The 14,775-nt window shown below is 40.8% G+C and carries 14 protein-coding genes; 9 read left to right on the forward strand and 5 right to left on the reverse strand.

Going from position 1 to position 14,775, the window contains the following annotated elements; genetic code table 11:
* Positions 1–59 precede the first annotated feature (59 nt).
* From BLS33_RS14215 to BLS33_RS14230, 4 genes are read right to left on the reverse strand one after another with little or no spacing between them, the layout of a single operon-like run.
* On the reverse strand, positions 60–1,178 hold the full coding sequence (locus BLS33_RS14215; RefSeq protein ID WP_089890547.1) for an alcohol dehydrogenase catalytic domain-containing protein: 1,119 nt from the start codon (positions 1,176–1,178) through the stop codon (positions 60–62).
* A gap of 45 nt (positions 1,179–1,223) precedes the next feature.
* Positions 1,224–2,480: an NAD(P)/FAD-dependent oxidoreductase gene (locus BLS33_RS14220; protein ID WP_089890550.1), complete on the reverse strand. Its 1,257-nt coding sequence runs from the start codon at positions 2,478–2,480 to the stop codon at positions 1,224–1,226.
* A gap of 12 nt (positions 2,481–2,492) precedes the next feature.
* Positions 2,493–2,801 carry a 2Fe-2S iron-sulfur cluster-binding protein gene (locus BLS33_RS14225; protein WP_089890553.1) on the reverse strand — a complete coding sequence of 103 codons (309 nt, stop codon included), beginning with the start codon at positions 2,799–2,801 and terminating at the stop codon, positions 2,493–2,495.
* A gap of 3 nt (positions 2,802–2,804) precedes the next feature.
* Positions 2,805–3,968 (reverse strand): cytochrome P450, encoded by a 1,164-nt coding sequence (locus BLS33_RS14230; protein WP_089890558.1) that lies wholly within the window; start codon positions 3,966–3,968, stop codon positions 2,805–2,807.
* 210 nt (positions 3,969–4,178) lie between these two features.
* Here BLS33_RS14230 and BLS33_RS14235 point away from each other — a divergent pair, with 210 nt between their 5' ends.
* From BLS33_RS14235 to BLS33_RS14265, 7 genes are all read left to right on the forward strand, one after another.
* On the forward strand, positions 4,179–5,021 hold the full coding sequence (locus BLS33_RS14235) for an AraC family transcriptional regulator (protein ID WP_089890561.1): 843 nt from the start codon (positions 4,179–4,181) through the stop codon (positions 5,019–5,021).
* Positions 5,022–5,168: 147 nt separating this feature from the next.
* A complete protein-coding gene (locus BLS33_RS14240; RefSeq protein WP_089890564.1) occupies positions 5,169–5,561 on the forward strand; it encodes a VOC family protein in 393 nt (130 codons plus the stop codon).
* A 232-nt stretch (positions 5,562–5,793) separates the two neighbouring features.
* Positions 5,794–6,564: a cupin domain-containing protein gene (locus BLS33_RS14245; RefSeq protein WP_089890566.1), complete on the forward strand. Its 771-nt coding sequence runs from the start codon at positions 5,794–5,796 to the stop codon at positions 6,562–6,564.
* Positions 6,565–6,676: 112 nt separating this feature from the next.
* Entirely contained in the window at positions 6,677–8,128 is a 1,452-nt protein-coding gene (locus BLS33_RS14250; RefSeq protein ID WP_394330904.1) for a glycoside hydrolase family 28 protein, read from the forward strand.
* Positions 8,129–8,201: 73 nt separating this feature from the next.
* On the forward strand, positions 8,202–9,446 hold the full coding sequence (locus BLS33_RS14255) for a glycoside hydrolase family 88/105 protein (RefSeq protein ID WP_089891152.1): 1,245 nt from the start codon (positions 8,202–8,204) through the stop codon (positions 9,444–9,446).
* A 9-nt stretch (positions 9,447–9,455) separates the two neighbouring features.
* Complete coding sequence (locus tag BLS33_RS14260; RefSeq protein ID WP_089890569.1) at positions 9,456–10,235, forward strand: rhamnogalacturonan acetylesterase; 780 nt, start codon at positions 9,456–9,458, stop codon at positions 10,233–10,235.
* 49 nt (positions 10,236–10,284) lie between these two features.
* Positions 10,285–11,295 (forward strand): LacI family DNA-binding transcriptional regulator, encoded by a 1,011-nt coding sequence (locus BLS33_RS14265; RefSeq protein WP_089890572.1) that lies wholly within the window; start codon positions 10,285–10,287, stop codon positions 11,293–11,295.
* Between the two features lie 6 nt (positions 11,296–11,301).
* Here BLS33_RS14265 and BLS33_RS14270 read toward each other — a convergent pair whose 3' ends face one another.
* Positions 11,302–11,994, reverse strand: a complete 693-nt coding sequence (locus BLS33_RS14270) for an NUDIX hydrolase (protein WP_089890575.1) — start codon at positions 11,992–11,994, stop codon at positions 11,302–11,304.
* Between the two features lie 399 nt (positions 11,995–12,393).
* On the opposite strand from BLS33_RS14270, the gene BLS33_RS14275 reads away from it, so the two are divergent.
* Together BLS33_RS14275 and BLS33_RS14280 are read left to right on the forward strand one after the other, a co-directional pair.
* Entirely contained in the window at positions 12,394–14,070 is a 1,677-nt protein-coding gene (locus BLS33_RS14275) for a ribulokinase (RefSeq protein ID WP_089890579.1), read from the forward strand.
* Positions 14,071–14,772 (forward strand): L-ribulose-5-phosphate 4-epimerase, encoded by a 702-nt coding sequence (locus BLS33_RS14280; RefSeq protein ID WP_089890584.1) that lies wholly within the window; start codon positions 14,071–14,073, stop codon positions 14,770–14,772.
* Positions 14,773–14,775 lie beyond the last annotated feature (3 nt).

Genomic DNA, 14,775 nt, shown 5'->3' on the forward strand with positions numbered 1-14,775 from the left:
ACAAATTGATTCTTTTTTAAATTTCACGTAAGTATTCGAGACTTTAATTCGTAGTGAATCTATTCAAAAACCACTACGCCTTTGGCATTTTTTCCAGATAACATATCATCGAATGCCAGCTGTAAATCTTCAAGTTTGTACTCTCGGGTAATCATTTCGTCTAATTTAAGGGCTCCCTTTTTATAAAGTTGCATCAATTTTGGAAAATCGATTTGTGGGCGACATTTTCCATATAGGGGGTTAATGTAAATTTTGTCCCATTCGAACAACCGCATGTCAATGGTGATTTCCTCCTCGATACCACTAACCTGTATAGCCGTACCCGCATTTCGTATCATTGCCAAAGGTGCTGCGCCTAACGCCGGAATGGCCGTGCATTCAAAGGCATAATCGGCTCCTCTGCCCTTAAACATTTGTTTTACTTTTTTTGCCACTTCGCTCAGGCCTTTATCCGCTTTATCGGCTAAAATTACAGTTGTCGCACCAAATTGTTTGGCAAGTTCCAGTTTTTTTGGATTGATGTCAACAGCAATAATGCTGGCTGCACCAGAAATTTCACAGGCATTAATAACATTTAGTCCCACACCACCGCAACCTAAGACCACCACTGAACTTCCTGCCGCGATTTTAGCGGAATTTACTACGGAACCGTAACCCGTCATCACACCACAGCTAATGATGCTGGCCGCTGAAAAATTAAGATTTTGTTCGTGTACTTTGACCAATGCAGCTTCTTTGACCAGCGCATATTCGCTTAGCGTACCCAGATTAAAGGAGCGTTTGATGGGTTTTCCGTTCCATTGGGTACTTTGTAAACGAGCGTGGCCAGGGGTATGGCCATTACCTCCTGCGACGACTGGTGAATTATTTTCGCAGATATGTTGGTTGCCTTCTTGACATTGAAAGCATTTCAAACAGGGGGTCGCCCAATTTAAGATTACTTGATCTCCTTCTTTAAAGTCATCGATTGCCGAGCCCACTTTTTCAACAATGCCCGCGCCTTCATGGCCCATCACAATGGGTTTGCCCCAAGAAAGTGAATCATAATCGGTATGGCAAAGACCAGCGGCTTTAATCTTTACCAAAACTTCATCTTTCTGCGGGTCGGAGAGGGTTACGTTTGCAATGGTAAAGGTACCATCACCTTTGGCAACCGCACTCTTTGATTGAATTGACATATATTATTTATTTATAAAGGTTGCCCTTATTTTTTGTAAAATAGTTTATTCGGATAATAAATTTGCCGGCTTGAATTCCACTGAAAGGTCTACCAGTTTCGATTGATCTACTTTTTGTCGGCCTTTGATGAATTTAGTGCCATAAACATATGCCTTTGCATTGTTAATAGCATCCACGGCCAAAAGAATAGCGTCTTTAAAATACCAAACCGAAAAACTTTTATCGTTTTCTGAATCTCTTCGCACCAAAACTTGATTATAACCTTGGGAAAGGCCCACCATTTGTAACTTAACATCGTACTGATCTGACCAGAACCAAGGTATTGCATCGTAAACTGGTTTTTTATTGCAGAGGGCCGCCGCTGCAACCTTAGCCTGATCTACTGCATTTTGTACCGATTCAAGGCGGATAAAACGATTATAGTGTAGATTGTGATGAAAAGTACAATCGCCGATGGCATAAATGTGTTCATCACTTGTTCTGGCGGAAGCATCTACTTTTATGCCGTTTTGTATGGTTAATCCGGCTTTTTCGGCTATTTCTTTGTTGACATGAATACCTACGCCCACGATGATCATGTCGGCCCTATAAAGGGTGTCGTCGGCACAGATTACTTCATTGTATTCGTTGTGGGATTCAATAGAAATTACATTTTTAGAGGTAAGTACATCGACTTGGTGTTGCGCGTGAAGCTGTTGAAAGAAAACGGACATTTCTGGGGCCGTAACTCTAGATAAAATACGTTCTTCACGCTCTAATACGGTCACATCAGCACCTAATTTTCGTAAAGAAGCTGCAGTTTCAAGACCGATATACCCTCCGCCGATGACGACCACTTTTTTAATGGCCCCGCTTTTCATGCAGTCCCGTATGCTTGAAACATCTGAAGCGGTGCGTAATGGAAATAGATTTTTAGCTGTAGCTACCCCAAGTATTGCCGGAATAATTGGTCGTGCACCGGTAGCAATTACTAATTTGTCATAGGCTTGTAGACTACCGTCGCCCAAGACGATATTTTTTTTCTCACGATCAATGTCAGCTACTGTTATACCGAGCCTCAGTGAAATATTATCGCGTTGGTAGCTTTCGGCCGATTTCAAAAGATTTTTTTCTATACCGTCATCGCTGGTCAAATAAGTTTTCGATAGGGGAGGGCGATGGTATGGAAGTTCGAGATCGGAGTCAAATAAGATAATCTCGCCTTGCCAGCCTTCCCTTCGTAATGCAAAGGCAAAGTTTACGCCCGCGTGACTCGCACCGATTACGACACAGATTTTTGGGTTCGTTAGATTATCCGACATCTATTTATTAGGTTATTTGGCAACCGTTAATACTACTCCATCAAGAGCATCACTAATTTCCAATTGGCAACATAAACGGCTGTATTCATCTGCGTTATCGTCCAGCTCCAACATATCGCTCTCAATTTCACTGGCTACGCCCGTCTTATCCATATCATCGGGTGCTACATGAACGTGACAGGTAGCGCAAGAACAAACACCTCCACAATCTCCGTCTATGCCTCTGACTCCGTTTTCAACGGCAAGTGCCATGACCGAGCCTTCGGTACCTTCTAAAGTTATTGTTTCGTTTGCGCTGGTAATAAATGTGATTTTCGCCATGGATTATTTGTTTAATGGATTAAATTTTACGTTGATGTGGTTATAGCCAACTTTTCGTTGAAACTCGTTGAGGTCTTCTATATTTTCCTGATAATCTTGAATCTCGAAAGAGGCTACTTTTCCCGCTAAGGTGTTCAACAGAATTTTCATTAACTGCCGGGCATGCGATGCACCCAAACAATTATGATGACTAAAACCAAAACCTACATGCGGATTTATTTTACGATCTAGAACAATTTCATTAGGGTTTTCGAAAACGGAGGCATCCCTATTGGCAGAAGCCCAGCATAAAGAAATACGACTATCGACCTTTACCGCATGTTCGCAAACATGGGTGTCTTCGGTTACAACACGACCCATATGTGTCAAAGGGGAAAAATAACGGATCATCTCTTCTACGGTCTTACCTGTAATTTCAGGTTCATTGCGCAAACGTTCAAGTGATTCAGGATGTTCGGCCAAATAGGCGATTGCGTTTGTGACCGCATTGATTACGGTATCACGACCGCCGGCAAAGGTCAGAACCATTACACCCTTGACTTCTTCTTTAGTGAGTTTTCTTCCTTCGAATTCAGAGGATAATAACACCGAATACATGTCTTCCCCAGGGTTTTTAATGGCACGATCGATCTGGGCATCTATATAATCATAAAGAATGTTGGCTTTGTCGCCATCCAATGCTTCCCCTTCACTTCTGAAAACATGCGTACCCCATGAAATCCAAGTTTTAGATTCGTGAAAAGGTGTATTTAATAAAAGTGTTAACGCCCTTGATTGCAGAGGAAGAGCGAAATCGTTGACAACTTCTACAACACCTTTTTCCAATGTTTCATCGATAATGGCGGAAATTTGCGAAGCTAATTTTTTTTGATAATCGGGTTGCAACGGACGCTTGAACCACGGTTCGACAATGGCGCGATAGGCACCATGAACCGGGGGGTCTACCTCAAAAGGAATTTGACGGGTGTCGCGAATATTGACTTCCGATGGAACAACAATACGGCCAGGTATGGCCGCCGAGGTAAATGTTTTCCAGTTATGGGCACTTTTGCGGACATCTTTATGTCGTAAAAGCATGGTTACCGGATCATTTTGATCGTTCATCTCGCCATAGCCTTTAGCTGATCGGGCTTTTTCAAACGGATCCGGAAGTTCACTTTTTTTCATGGTTGTTGTCTTAATGTGTTGATTCGATGTGGTTTACAAAAATGGGTATAAAATTGTATTTAGAAGTAGCCTTTTTTGACCAATAAATAAACTATTCTGTCGTTTTTAGATACATTTTTACTATTTTAGGATAAAATAAATTATTAAAAGGAGCAAGTCTATCTTTTGAATGTTAGATAAGGTATCCTATTATTTTTATTCGAACGAGCCATGGACCCGATTTTAGAACCCATTCATTTAGGAGCGCAGAAGACCATCACGGCTTTCTATCATGACAAAAAGAACTTTGAAACGCCATGGCATTTTCACCCACAACATGAACTGACTTATATTGAAGAAAGCGTCGGTACGAAATTCATCGGTAACTATGTTGGCTCATATGAACCGGGAGAGTTAGTGCTATTACGCTCGAATCTCCCGCATTGTTGGAAAAATAATACGCAGCAAAGCGGACAATCAAAGTCGATGGTGGTGCAATGGAATATGGAGGTATTTCCAAAAGTTCCCGAATTGTCCGATGTTTTTAATATGCTTAGAACGGCATCTAAAGGACTTATTTTTGATAAAACTGAAACAGCACATGTAGTACCATTATTAAAGTCCTTTTCACAGCTGCAGGGGCACGATTTATATATTCAGTTACTAACTGCCCTTGTCGAACTTTCAAAATGCTCATATAAAACGCTATCTGAAGTAAGCTTTATAAACGATATTCCTTCCGAATATGGTAATCGCATGGCTAGAATACATGATTTTGTAGCAGAAAATTTTAAACGGAAAGTTTATTTAAAAGAGGTCGCCGAACTGGTCAACATGACAGAACAATCGTTTTCCCGATTTTTTACCAAAATGATGGGCCGCCCATTTTTTACTTTTTTAAATGAATATCGTATCAATATAGCAGTAAGAATGTTATTGGATACTGATGCTTCGGTATCGCAAATAGCCTTTGATTGCGGTTATGAATCCCTGCCATTCTTCTACAAAAAATTTAACGGGTTACACGAACAGTCCCCCATGAAATATCGAAAGCGGCATGCCGCGAAAGGGTAAAAGTGAATACGCACGATTCAAAAAATGAAATGATCGTTTATTTGAATATATTGCCTCACCATAAGACCAATTACGATATTGGACCGGAAATGGGCGCACTAGCGAAATTATAAGCACAAATTATAGAACCTTTTAGACTGAAGAATTATGAAATTGGAACACTTTGCAATTAACGTAGAAGCCCCACTAGAAATGGCAGATTGGTATGTGAAACACATGGGTCTATCCATAGCCAAGCAAATCAAAGAACATCCTTTTATGACTTTTTTAGCCGATGAGAGTGGAAATACGATGATTGAAATTTATAAAAACCCGATTGATCAAGTACCTGATTATAGAAATATGAGTCCATTAATTGTGCACTTGGCATTTGTATCTGAAGCTCCTGATTCCGATAGAAAGCGTTTGGAAGCGGCCGGAGCCAGTTTCGTTTCTGACGATACGTTCGAAGATGGTACCCAACTTGTCATGCTACGAGACCCTTGGGGGCTCTCCGTTCAGTTATGCAAGCGCGGAACATCGATGCTTAGAAATTACTAAAAAGAGGGTGAACTATGCAAGTTTAGGTTAAAAGGGATGCCGTATATTTCGTTGGACTGGTTGCATCTTGTAATGAAACAATCAGGAATCGATAAAACGATACATGGCGTTTTTGTAGTAATAAACGGGCGCCCTTATCCCAAAAGGCATTGATACTATAATAAGTGCTTAATTTAGTGAAGTCCATTTTGTACCTTACGGTTCCGTTCATCATCATTCAAAACGTGCTATTATGAAACCTATATCGACAGTAGTCTTATTTCTCTTTACGGTGGTCATTTTTTCCCAAACGAAGAAAGTAAAAGAAGGTATATATCGCTGGGCCGACCACCCGGTAAAATTTTCTGAGAATCGAGAGTCGAGGATTATTCTTGCAGGAACTTCCCCCCATTTTGAATATCTTGGAATTCATGCCTCTACCCAGCTGAAAGGTGCGAAACCAAGCACGCTACATGCCAATGAAGATATCGAAGAACTGATTATAATCAAAGAAGGCGAGGCCAAGGTCACTTTTGATGACCAAAGTAAAATATTAAAGGCAGGGGGCGTGATTTTGCTATTGCCCCAGCAGCTGCATTCTCTCGAAAATGTTGGAGATGGAAACCTGACCTATTATGTCATGCGTTACCGGTCAAAGAAACCCATGCAAATTGAAAGAGGACTTTCAAATGGAGGTTCGCTGCGATTGAATCCTGATGATTTGGTATTTAAGCCAAGTGAGCGTGGGGGTGGCCGACCTTATTTCGATAGGCCTTCCGCAATGTGCGAACGAATTGAAATGCACACGACTCAACTAAATAAAAAGGGACCGAGCCATGCACCACACAAGCACATTGAAACAGAGATTATTCTGATGTTATCTGGTCAAACGGAAATGACTATTGATGATAAGGAGTATAGTGGTGGTGCAGGAGATTTCTATTTTATAAATTCGGGTTCTACACATGGGGTTCGAAATCCGACCGGTGAACCATGCTCTTATTTTGCTTTTAAGTGGTACTAACCATGATGATAAAGTTGCCGGACAACTATCGTAAATCAGATACAAAATAAAAATTTATCAAAGTATTTTATGTAAATAAAATTAGCTTTTCTATATTAGTGTAATCGATTACATGAAATCTATGTTGCTTAACCGGTTTTACCCAATTGTACGCTTACTTTGCTTATTTATTTTTTTGAGTGCTATCTCTTCCTGTAAACAAGGAAAGCAGAAGGCGACAGAAGCAATCAATGTCGAGGTCGACGCTTTTGATGCGGCAGATGAAATTATCAAGCGTATCGTGGTACCTGAATTTCCGGATCAAATTTTTAATATCACGGATTTTGGTGCGGTAATGGATGGTCAAACCGACAATTCAAAAGCGTTCAAAGATGCGATCGAAAACTGCCACAATGCAGGTGGCGGAAAGGTTCTTGTACCTGCTGGAAAATTTTTAACAGGCCCCATTCACTTGAAAAGTAATGTCAATCTTCATTTGGAAGAAGGCGCAACGGTAGTGTTCACCACAGATAAAAGTGCATATTTACCCTTGGTGCATACTTCTTATGAGGGTGTACAGCTTATGAATTACTCACCTCTTATTTATGCTTATAGGCAAAAGAACATTGCGGTCACGGGCAAAGGTACTTTTAATGGTCAGGCGGACAATGAAAACTGGTGGCCCTGGTGCGGCAATAGCAAGTATGGGCATAAAGAGAATACACCGGAACAGAAAGACGCGCATAACTTGCCTCGCTTACGTATTATGAATGAGAAGGGTACCCCGGTTTCCGAACGTATTTTTGGTGAAGGCCATGAGTTACGGCCTACTTTTCTCGAGCCTTTTGAATGTGAAAACGTATTGATCCAAGGCGTTACTTTTACGAATGCTCCGTTTTGGGTCATTCATCCTATAAAATCGAATAATGTTACCGTCGACGGTGTTACGGTCAGCAGTCATGGTCCTAACAATGACGGATGCAATCCTGAATATGCCAAGAACGTTCATATTACGAACTGTACCTTCGACACGGGTGATGATTGTATTGCTATAAAATCGGGTAGAAATGATGACGGGCGTAGAGAAAATATACCAAGCGAGAATATAGTGGTCGAAAATTGTATTATGAAAGATGGCCATGGTGGTGTGGTTATGGGCAGCGAAATATCGGCAGGCGTTAGAAACGTCTTTGTACGGAATTGTAAAATGGACAGTCCTGAATTGGAACGTGCTATTCGAATCAAGACCAATACGCTGAGGGGCGGTTTCGTGGAAAATATTTTTGTAAAGAATATTCAGGTGGGTCAAGTTAAAGAGGCCGTTTTGCGCATCAATACATATTATGGTATCTATGCCAATCAAGAAGGGGATTTTATTCCCACAATAAAAAACATCCATTTATCGGATATTCAGGTGGCCAATGGTGGTAAATATGGAATCCTTATCAAAGGTCGGGAAGAGAGCCCCGTAAAAAATGTGACCTTGACGAACGTTCATATTAAGGGGGCTGAAACTCCTTTATCCGTTGAAAATTCAGAGCCTATCTTATTTACAAACTCGACAATTAATGGGAAGGCCTATTAATAAACCGATGAGAATGATGAACGCAAATAGGTTTAAAAATCGAACAAGAACGAACTCGCTAAACTCGAATTTTATGAAAAAATCACACAATACGGTGAAACACTTATTGATTGTATTTTCGGCATTGAGCATCATGGGATGTAAGGAAGAATCTAAAGAAAAGAAGGAAGCGGAACCTGCCGTCACCAAAACTATTGTACCAGAAAATTTAAAGTGGTCGGAAAGAATGATGTTATCGGAAATTGAACGTTTTCCGAAGGCATCTAAACTCGATTTTGTTGACAAACCAAGATGGAGTTATACCAATGGTTTGGTATTGATGGCCTGTGCAGAAGTATACCAAAGAAGTAATGAGCAGAAATATTACGATTATATTTATGCGTATGCAGATGAATTGGTGGGCGAAGATGGTACTATCAAGACGTATTCGCTTGAAAGTCAAAATCTTGATATGGTTAAATCAGGCGATGTGCTTTTGTATTTGTATCCCAAAACCAAGGAAGAACGTTTTTTAAGAGCTGCTCAAACCTTACGTAGCCAAATAGATACACAGCCGCGCACCCCCGATGGCGGATTTTGGCATAAGAAAAGATATCCCTATCAAATGTGGCTTGACGGATTGTACATGGCGCATCCTTTTTATGCGCATTATACCCTAGAATATGATAAAGGGTCGTCTGCACAAAAGGCTTACGACGATATTGTACATCAATTCGATTTGATTCAAGAACATAGTCTCGATGCTGAAACGGGCTTGTTATATCATGGCTGGGATTCTAGTAAAGAACAACGTTGGGCAAATAAGGAGACCGGAACATCTCCTCATTTTTGGTCCAGGGCCATGGGGTGGTATGGTATGGCCATGGTCGATGTACTTGATTATCTTCCTGCGAATCACCCAGGAAGAAAAAGAATAATTGGGTACCTTAATCAGTATGCCGAGGCGCTTACCAAATATCAAGATGAGACCGGACTTTGGTATCAGGTATTGGATATGGGTGATAAAGAAGGGAATTATTTGGAAGCTTCTGGTTCATCAATGTTCAGTTATGTATTTGCTAAAGGAGCGCATAAAGGATATTTGCCCGAAACATATTTGGCAAGTGCCGAAATAGCATATCAAGGTATTCTAGATAATCTTATTTCGGTGGAAGACAACGGCATGGTAAACCTTAATCAAGTTTGTGCCGTGGCGGGGTTAGGCGGAGACCCTTATCGTGATGGGTCTTATGAATATTATGTGAATGAGAAAATACGTTCCAACGATCCAAAAGGTACCGGACCCTTTATATTTGCTAGTTTAGAGTTGGATAAATAAACAAAATAAATGCGGACTCACTTTTTTTACAGCTTCTTTCTATTTTTTATGATGTTGGCAACAATCGGCACGGCACAAGAAAAAACAGTATATACCATCGGAGATTCGACCATGGCGGATAAGCAGGATCCTGATAATAACCCCGAGCATGGCTGGGGGCAATTGTTACCTGAATTAATGACCAATGAAATTCGAATAGAAAACCATGCAGTAAATGGTCGAAGCAGTCGTAGTTTTATTGATGAGGGAAAATGGCAAGTAGTCTTGGATAAATTGAAAGCTGGAGATTATGTCTTGATTCAGTTCGGGCATAACGACCAAAAGATTAAAGATGCCTCACGGTACACGAATCCATATACCCAATACCGTTACAATCTTGAACGTTTTGTTACCGAGAGTAGGGCTAAAGGTGCCACCCCGATTCTACTAACTTCCATAGTTCGCCGCAGGTTTAATGAAAGTGGCACGTTGGAAGATACCCATGGGGCTTATCCGTTAGTCGTAAGGATGGTCGCCGATGCTATGGAGGCCCCCTTTGTCGACCTGCAGTATTTGACCGAACGTTTGGAGACTGCCTATGGTGCTGAAAAATCAAAAGAACTTCACTTGCATTTTGAACCTAATGAAATTGACTATTTTATCAAAGGAAAACATGATGATACCCACTTGTCGAGAAAAGGCGCTAAATTGGTGGCCAGTTTGGCATTGCAAGATATCGCAAAGCTTGACCTCGGGTTAAACCGCTATATTTTACCTAGTGTTATGCAACACAAAATTCTGAATAATTAATGAACAGGATTTTTGAATTAGGTCGGGGTGCTTCTTTTGAGTACATATTATGAAGGATAAGATTACAATTTACGACATAGCCAAAAAACTGAACATCACTGCAGCTACGGTGTCGCGTGCTTTGAACAACAACCCGAAAATCAGTGAAAGTACGCGAAAGAAGGTGTTGGCAATGGCAGACGAGATGCATTATGAGCAAAACAAACTTGCTCTGGCACTTAAAAGTGGAAAAAGTAATACAGTAGGTGTAGTAGTACCTTTTATCGACCGGAACTTTTTCTCTTCCATCATTAGAGGAATCGAGGAAGAATTATATCCGAAGGGTTATCACGTGATTATTTGCCAATCCCAAGAAGACGAACAAAAAGAACTAAAAAATTTCAATGCCCTTTTAAATGCACAGATAGATGGGCTAATGGTCTCGGTTTCAAAGAACACCAAAAATTTTGACCATTTTGACCATGTGCTCAAAAAGAAGGTACCCGTTATTTTTTTCGACCGAAAAGTCGATATGAAAGGTGTAAGTACTGTTACCTTAGATGATTACAAGGCAGGCTATGAGGCTACCAAGCATTTGATAGTAAATGGTGCCAAACGAATTGCCCATCTTTCGGGAGATTGGGCGCTCGATATATATCAAAGAAGAATGGCTGGCTATAAACAGGCTTTGGTAGACCATAATATTGACTGCCCCGAGGGGTATGTTGTAAAAGGGCAGAGCGATATAGGTGCGGGCAAGAAAGCCGTAAAAAAATTGATGAAACTTGACCCTTTGCCCGATGCCATTTTTTCGGCGAGTGATTTTGCGGCGTTAGGTGCTATTCAGCAACTAAAAGAGATGGGAATGCGTGTTCCTGAAGATGTAAAAGTAGTCGGCTTTAGTAATGAACCCTTTACCAAATTTATGGAGGTGCCGATAACAACGGTTGATCAATCACCAATGGAAATGGGAATGATGGCAGCCAAAGTATTTCTTGAACAGGTTAAGAATACTAGTGTACCCATTGAAAAGAATGTAGTGATCGCACCAAAACTAAAAATTCGAAAATCGTCGTTATAGTGAGGCTTAAAGCTTGAAATTAAAACCCTCATCCACTTTCCTGTTATATTTTTCTTGATCGAACTGATAGAGGAAAGCTCCCTTTTTTGACATCGTCATATCTTTTTCATCGAGTTTTTGTAGAATATCCAGTGAATTTACTTTACTAATGAAATTACGCTTGTCGAGGTTTTTATCCAAAATAGATTCATAAAGTTTCTGTAACTGGCGCATGGTGAATTTTTCAGGAAGAAGCTCGAAACCGATTGGTTTGTCTTTGGCCCTCTGTTGCAACCTTGCCATGGCCCGCTCCACCATAGTATCGTGGTCAAAAATTAATTTTGGTACATCCTTTAAACTGAACCATTGGGCTTTATCAATATGTGTAATCTTTTTGTCATGTGCCGCGATATCGATCAATGCATAATATGCGACAGAAATGGTACGTTCCGCAGGGTCTCTATCAACTTTGCTGAAGACATAAAATTGCTCCATATAAATACCGTGTAATCCAGTAAGGTGATGGAGTATTCGAATGGCAGCTTGATCTAGATTTTCTTCCTCTCTAAGAAATCCTCCTATCAACGACCATTTGCCCATTTCGGGTTCGAAATTTCTTTTGACCAATAGGATTTTCAAGTCTTCTTCATCAAAACCGAAGATGATACAATCTACCGCTAAAAGAACCTTGTCTTCACTCACATACTTGTTAAGTACCATAGTAATCGTTGAAATAACAATTTATAATTGATTAAATCTGTCATTAATTCGCCACAGGCTTTGACCTATGTCGTAAGTTTAATTATACAGTAATAGCTGAAAAAGGCTTCAGAAGGTGTAAACCGAAAGTATTGGCAATTAAAATACTCAAAATATTACTTTATACCAAGTTTTATTTCGGTTGATCACGTTCGGGTCGGAACTCCATATTGTTGTTTGATAGATAGTTATTGTTCATAGAGCTACACTTTTTTTATGATGTTTTAGGCGGGTTGGCAGGCGTCTTAGTCGCTTTAAACAAATGCATAAAATGTTATTTAGACCTTTTAAATACAATAGTGTGTAATAAACACTTACAAAATATTTGCACTATCTTGCGCAGAGTCTTAGTTTTCTAATATGAAAGAATATGTAATTGGCCTAGATTATGGCACAGATTCCGTACGCGCCGTTTTGATTGATTCCGCGAATGGTAATGAATTGTCATCTGAAGTATATTGGTATGAACGATGGAAGAGCGGAGCATACTGCAATGCATCTATTAATCAGTTTCGACAACATCCGCTAGATCACATTAAAGGATTGGAACATACTATAAAAACAGTAGTTTCAAATACAGAAGTCGCCCCGGAATCAATAAAGGGAATTTGCATCGATACGACGGGGTCTTCACCGGTTCCCGTAACCGAAAACGGCACTGCCTTGGCCTTGGTGAAGGGCTTTGAAGAGAATCCGAATGCGATGATGGTACTTTGGAAAGACCATACTGCTATCAAAGAAGCCGAAGAGATCAATGAATTGGCTGCCAATTGGGGAGGTATCAATTACACACGATATGAAGGCGGAATTTATTCTTCGGAATGGTTCTGGGCAAAAATTTTACATGTAGCAAGAGAAGATAAAACGGTAAAGGAAGCTGCGAACTCCTGGATGGAACATTGCGACCTGATGACCTTTATGATAAGCGATCACTCTGATTTAAAGTCATTTAAAAGAAGTAGATGTGCCGCTGGGCATAAGGCGATGTGGCATGCCGATTGGAACGGTTTACCTTCCGAAGATTTTTTAGGGCGCCTTGATCCCTACTTGGCGAAGCTCAGAAGTAAATTATATAATGAAACCTATACCTCCGATGAGGTGGCGGGCCATTTAAGCGAAGCCTGGGCACAAAAATTGGGCCTGACGACGGAGACCGTGGTTGCTGTAGGAACTTTTGATGCACATTCAGGTGCTGTTGGTGCAAAAATAGAGGAAGGTGCACTGGTGCGGGTAATGGGTACCTCGACCTGTGATATAATCGTTGCGCCAGAGCAGGCCATAGGCACTAAAACGGTACGGGGCATATGCGGACAGGTAGATGGATCTGTAATACCAGGGTTGATTGGTTTGGAAGCTGGCCAATCTGCTTTTGGCGATGTCTTGGCCTGGTTTAAAGATGTGCTTTCGTGGCCGATTGAAAATCTAGTACTGACCTCAAAAGTGCTTACAGATGAACAAAAGCAAAAATTGAAGGAGGAGATAGAATCGGAATTTATAAAGAAACTATCCGAACAGGCAGAGGCAATTCCGTTGTCGGAAAGTGTTCCTACTGCACTTGATTGGGTCAACGGAAGAAGAACTCCCGATGCCAATCAGAACCTAAAAAGTGCTATTTCCAATTTATCCTTGGGCAGTAGTGCCCCTCATATTTTTAAAGCTTTGGTGAATGCCATTTGTTTTGGATCTAAAAAAATTGCGGAACGTTTTCAAGAAGAAGGTGTTGCCATCAGCAGTGTTATTGGCATTGGGGGGGTGGCCCGAAAATCGCCTTTTATTATGCAAACTTTGGCCAATGTGATGAACATGCCCATAAAAGTGGCCGAATCTGACCAGGCACCAGCTCTGGGTGCAGCAATATATGCGGCAGTAGCGGCCGGTATATATGATAATGTTATAGATGCCGCTAAAAACATGGGAAGTGATTTTGAGGCGGAATATCAACCACAACCCGAAGCGGTCGTTATTTATGAAGCGCTCATAAAATCTTATGAAGATTTGGGGAACTTTATAGAAGAAAATAGTACTAAATACAGTTAAATGGGTTCTAAATATAAAGAACTGAAAAGAGAATGTTACGAGGCGAATATGCAACTCAACGCCCTAGGTCTGGTTATCCATACTTTTGGGAATGTTAGTGCCGTCGATAGGGCAACGGGTGCTTTTGCAATAAAGCCCAGTGGGGTTCCTTATGAAGAACTAAATGCCGAAGATATCGTTGTGGTCGATTATGATGCCAATACCGTTGATGGAAATTTAAGGCCGTCATCAGATACCAAGACCCACGCTTTTTTATATAAGAATTGGGATGATATCGGAGGCATTGCCCATACACATGCGACTTATTCCGTGGCTTGGGCACAGGCGCAGCAGGATATTCCCATTTTTGGAACTACCCATGCCGACCATTTAACAACCGATATTCCTTGTGCCCCACCAATGAGCGACGAGCTTATTGCGGGTAATTATGAACATAATACGGGGATTCAAATACTAGAGTGTTTTAAGAAAAAAGAGATCTCCCATACCGAAGTCGAAATGGTTTTGTTAGGAAACCATGGTCCTTTCACTTGGGGAGAAAATGCGGCCAAGGCCGTTTATAACAGTACAATATTGGAAGCCGTTGCCCAAATGGCCTATTTGACACTTCAAATAAATCCGCAAGCGTTGCGATTAAAAGATTCGCTTATAAAAAAGCACCATGATCGCAAACATGGTAAAGATGCGTATTACGGACAATAACTT

The organism is Kriegella aquimaris (genome assembly GCF_900103215.1).
GTDB classification, from domain to species: Bacteria; Bacteroidota; Bacteroidia; order Flavobacteriales; family Flavobacteriaceae; genus Kriegella; species Kriegella aquimaris.

Excerpts from the sequence above, each read along its gene's own strand:
- BLS33_RS14215 (WP_089890547.1), bottom strand. The coding sequence starts at position 1,178 with ATGTCAATTCAATCAAAGAGTGCGGTTGCCAAAGGTGATGGTACCTTT.
- BLS33_RS14220 (WP_089890550.1), bottom strand. The coding sequence starts at position 2,480 with ATGTCGGATAATCTAACGAACCCAAAAATCTGTGTCGTAATCGGTGCG.
- BLS33_RS14225 (WP_089890553.1), bottom strand. The coding sequence starts at position 2,801 with ATGGCGAAAATCACATTTATTACCAGCGCAAACGAAACAATAACTTTA.
- BLS33_RS14230 (WP_089890558.1), bottom strand. The coding sequence starts at position 3,968 with ATGAAAAAAAGTGAACTTCCGGATCCGTTTGAAAAAGCCCGATCAGCT.
- BLS33_RS14235 (WP_089890561.1), top strand. The coding sequence starts at position 4,179 with ATGGACCCGATTTTAGAACCCATTCATTTAGGAGCGCAGAAGACCATC.
- BLS33_RS14240 (WP_089890564.1), top strand. The coding sequence starts at position 5,169 with ATGAAATTGGAACACTTTGCAATTAACGTAGAAGCCCCACTAGAAATG.
- BLS33_RS14245 (WP_089890566.1), top strand. The coding sequence starts at position 5,794 with ATGAAACCTATATCGACAGTAGTCTTATTTCTCTTTACGGTGGTCATT.
- BLS33_RS14250 (WP_394330904.1), top strand. The coding sequence starts at position 6,677 with ATGAAATCTATGTTGCTTAACCGGTTTTACCCAATTGTACGCTTACTT.
- BLS33_RS14255 (WP_089891152.1), top strand. The coding sequence starts at position 8,202 with ATGAAAAAATCACACAATACGGTGAAACACTTATTGATTGTATTTTCG.
- BLS33_RS14260 (WP_089890569.1), top strand. The coding sequence starts at position 9,456 with ATGCGGACTCACTTTTTTTACAGCTTCTTTCTATTTTTTATGATGTTG.
- BLS33_RS14265 (WP_089890572.1), top strand. The coding sequence starts at position 10,285 with ATGAAGGATAAGATTACAATTTACGACATAGCCAAAAAACTGAACATC.
- BLS33_RS14270 (WP_089890575.1), bottom strand. The coding sequence starts at position 11,994 with ATGGTACTTAACAAGTATGTGAGTGAAGACAAGGTTCTTTTAGCGGTA.
- BLS33_RS14275 (WP_089890579.1), top strand. The coding sequence starts at position 12,394 with ATGAAAGAATATGTAATTGGCCTAGATTATGGCACAGATTCCGTACGC.
- BLS33_RS14280 (WP_089890584.1), top strand. The coding sequence starts at position 14,071 with ATGGGTTCTAAATATAAAGAACTGAAAAGAGAATGTTACGAGGCGAAT.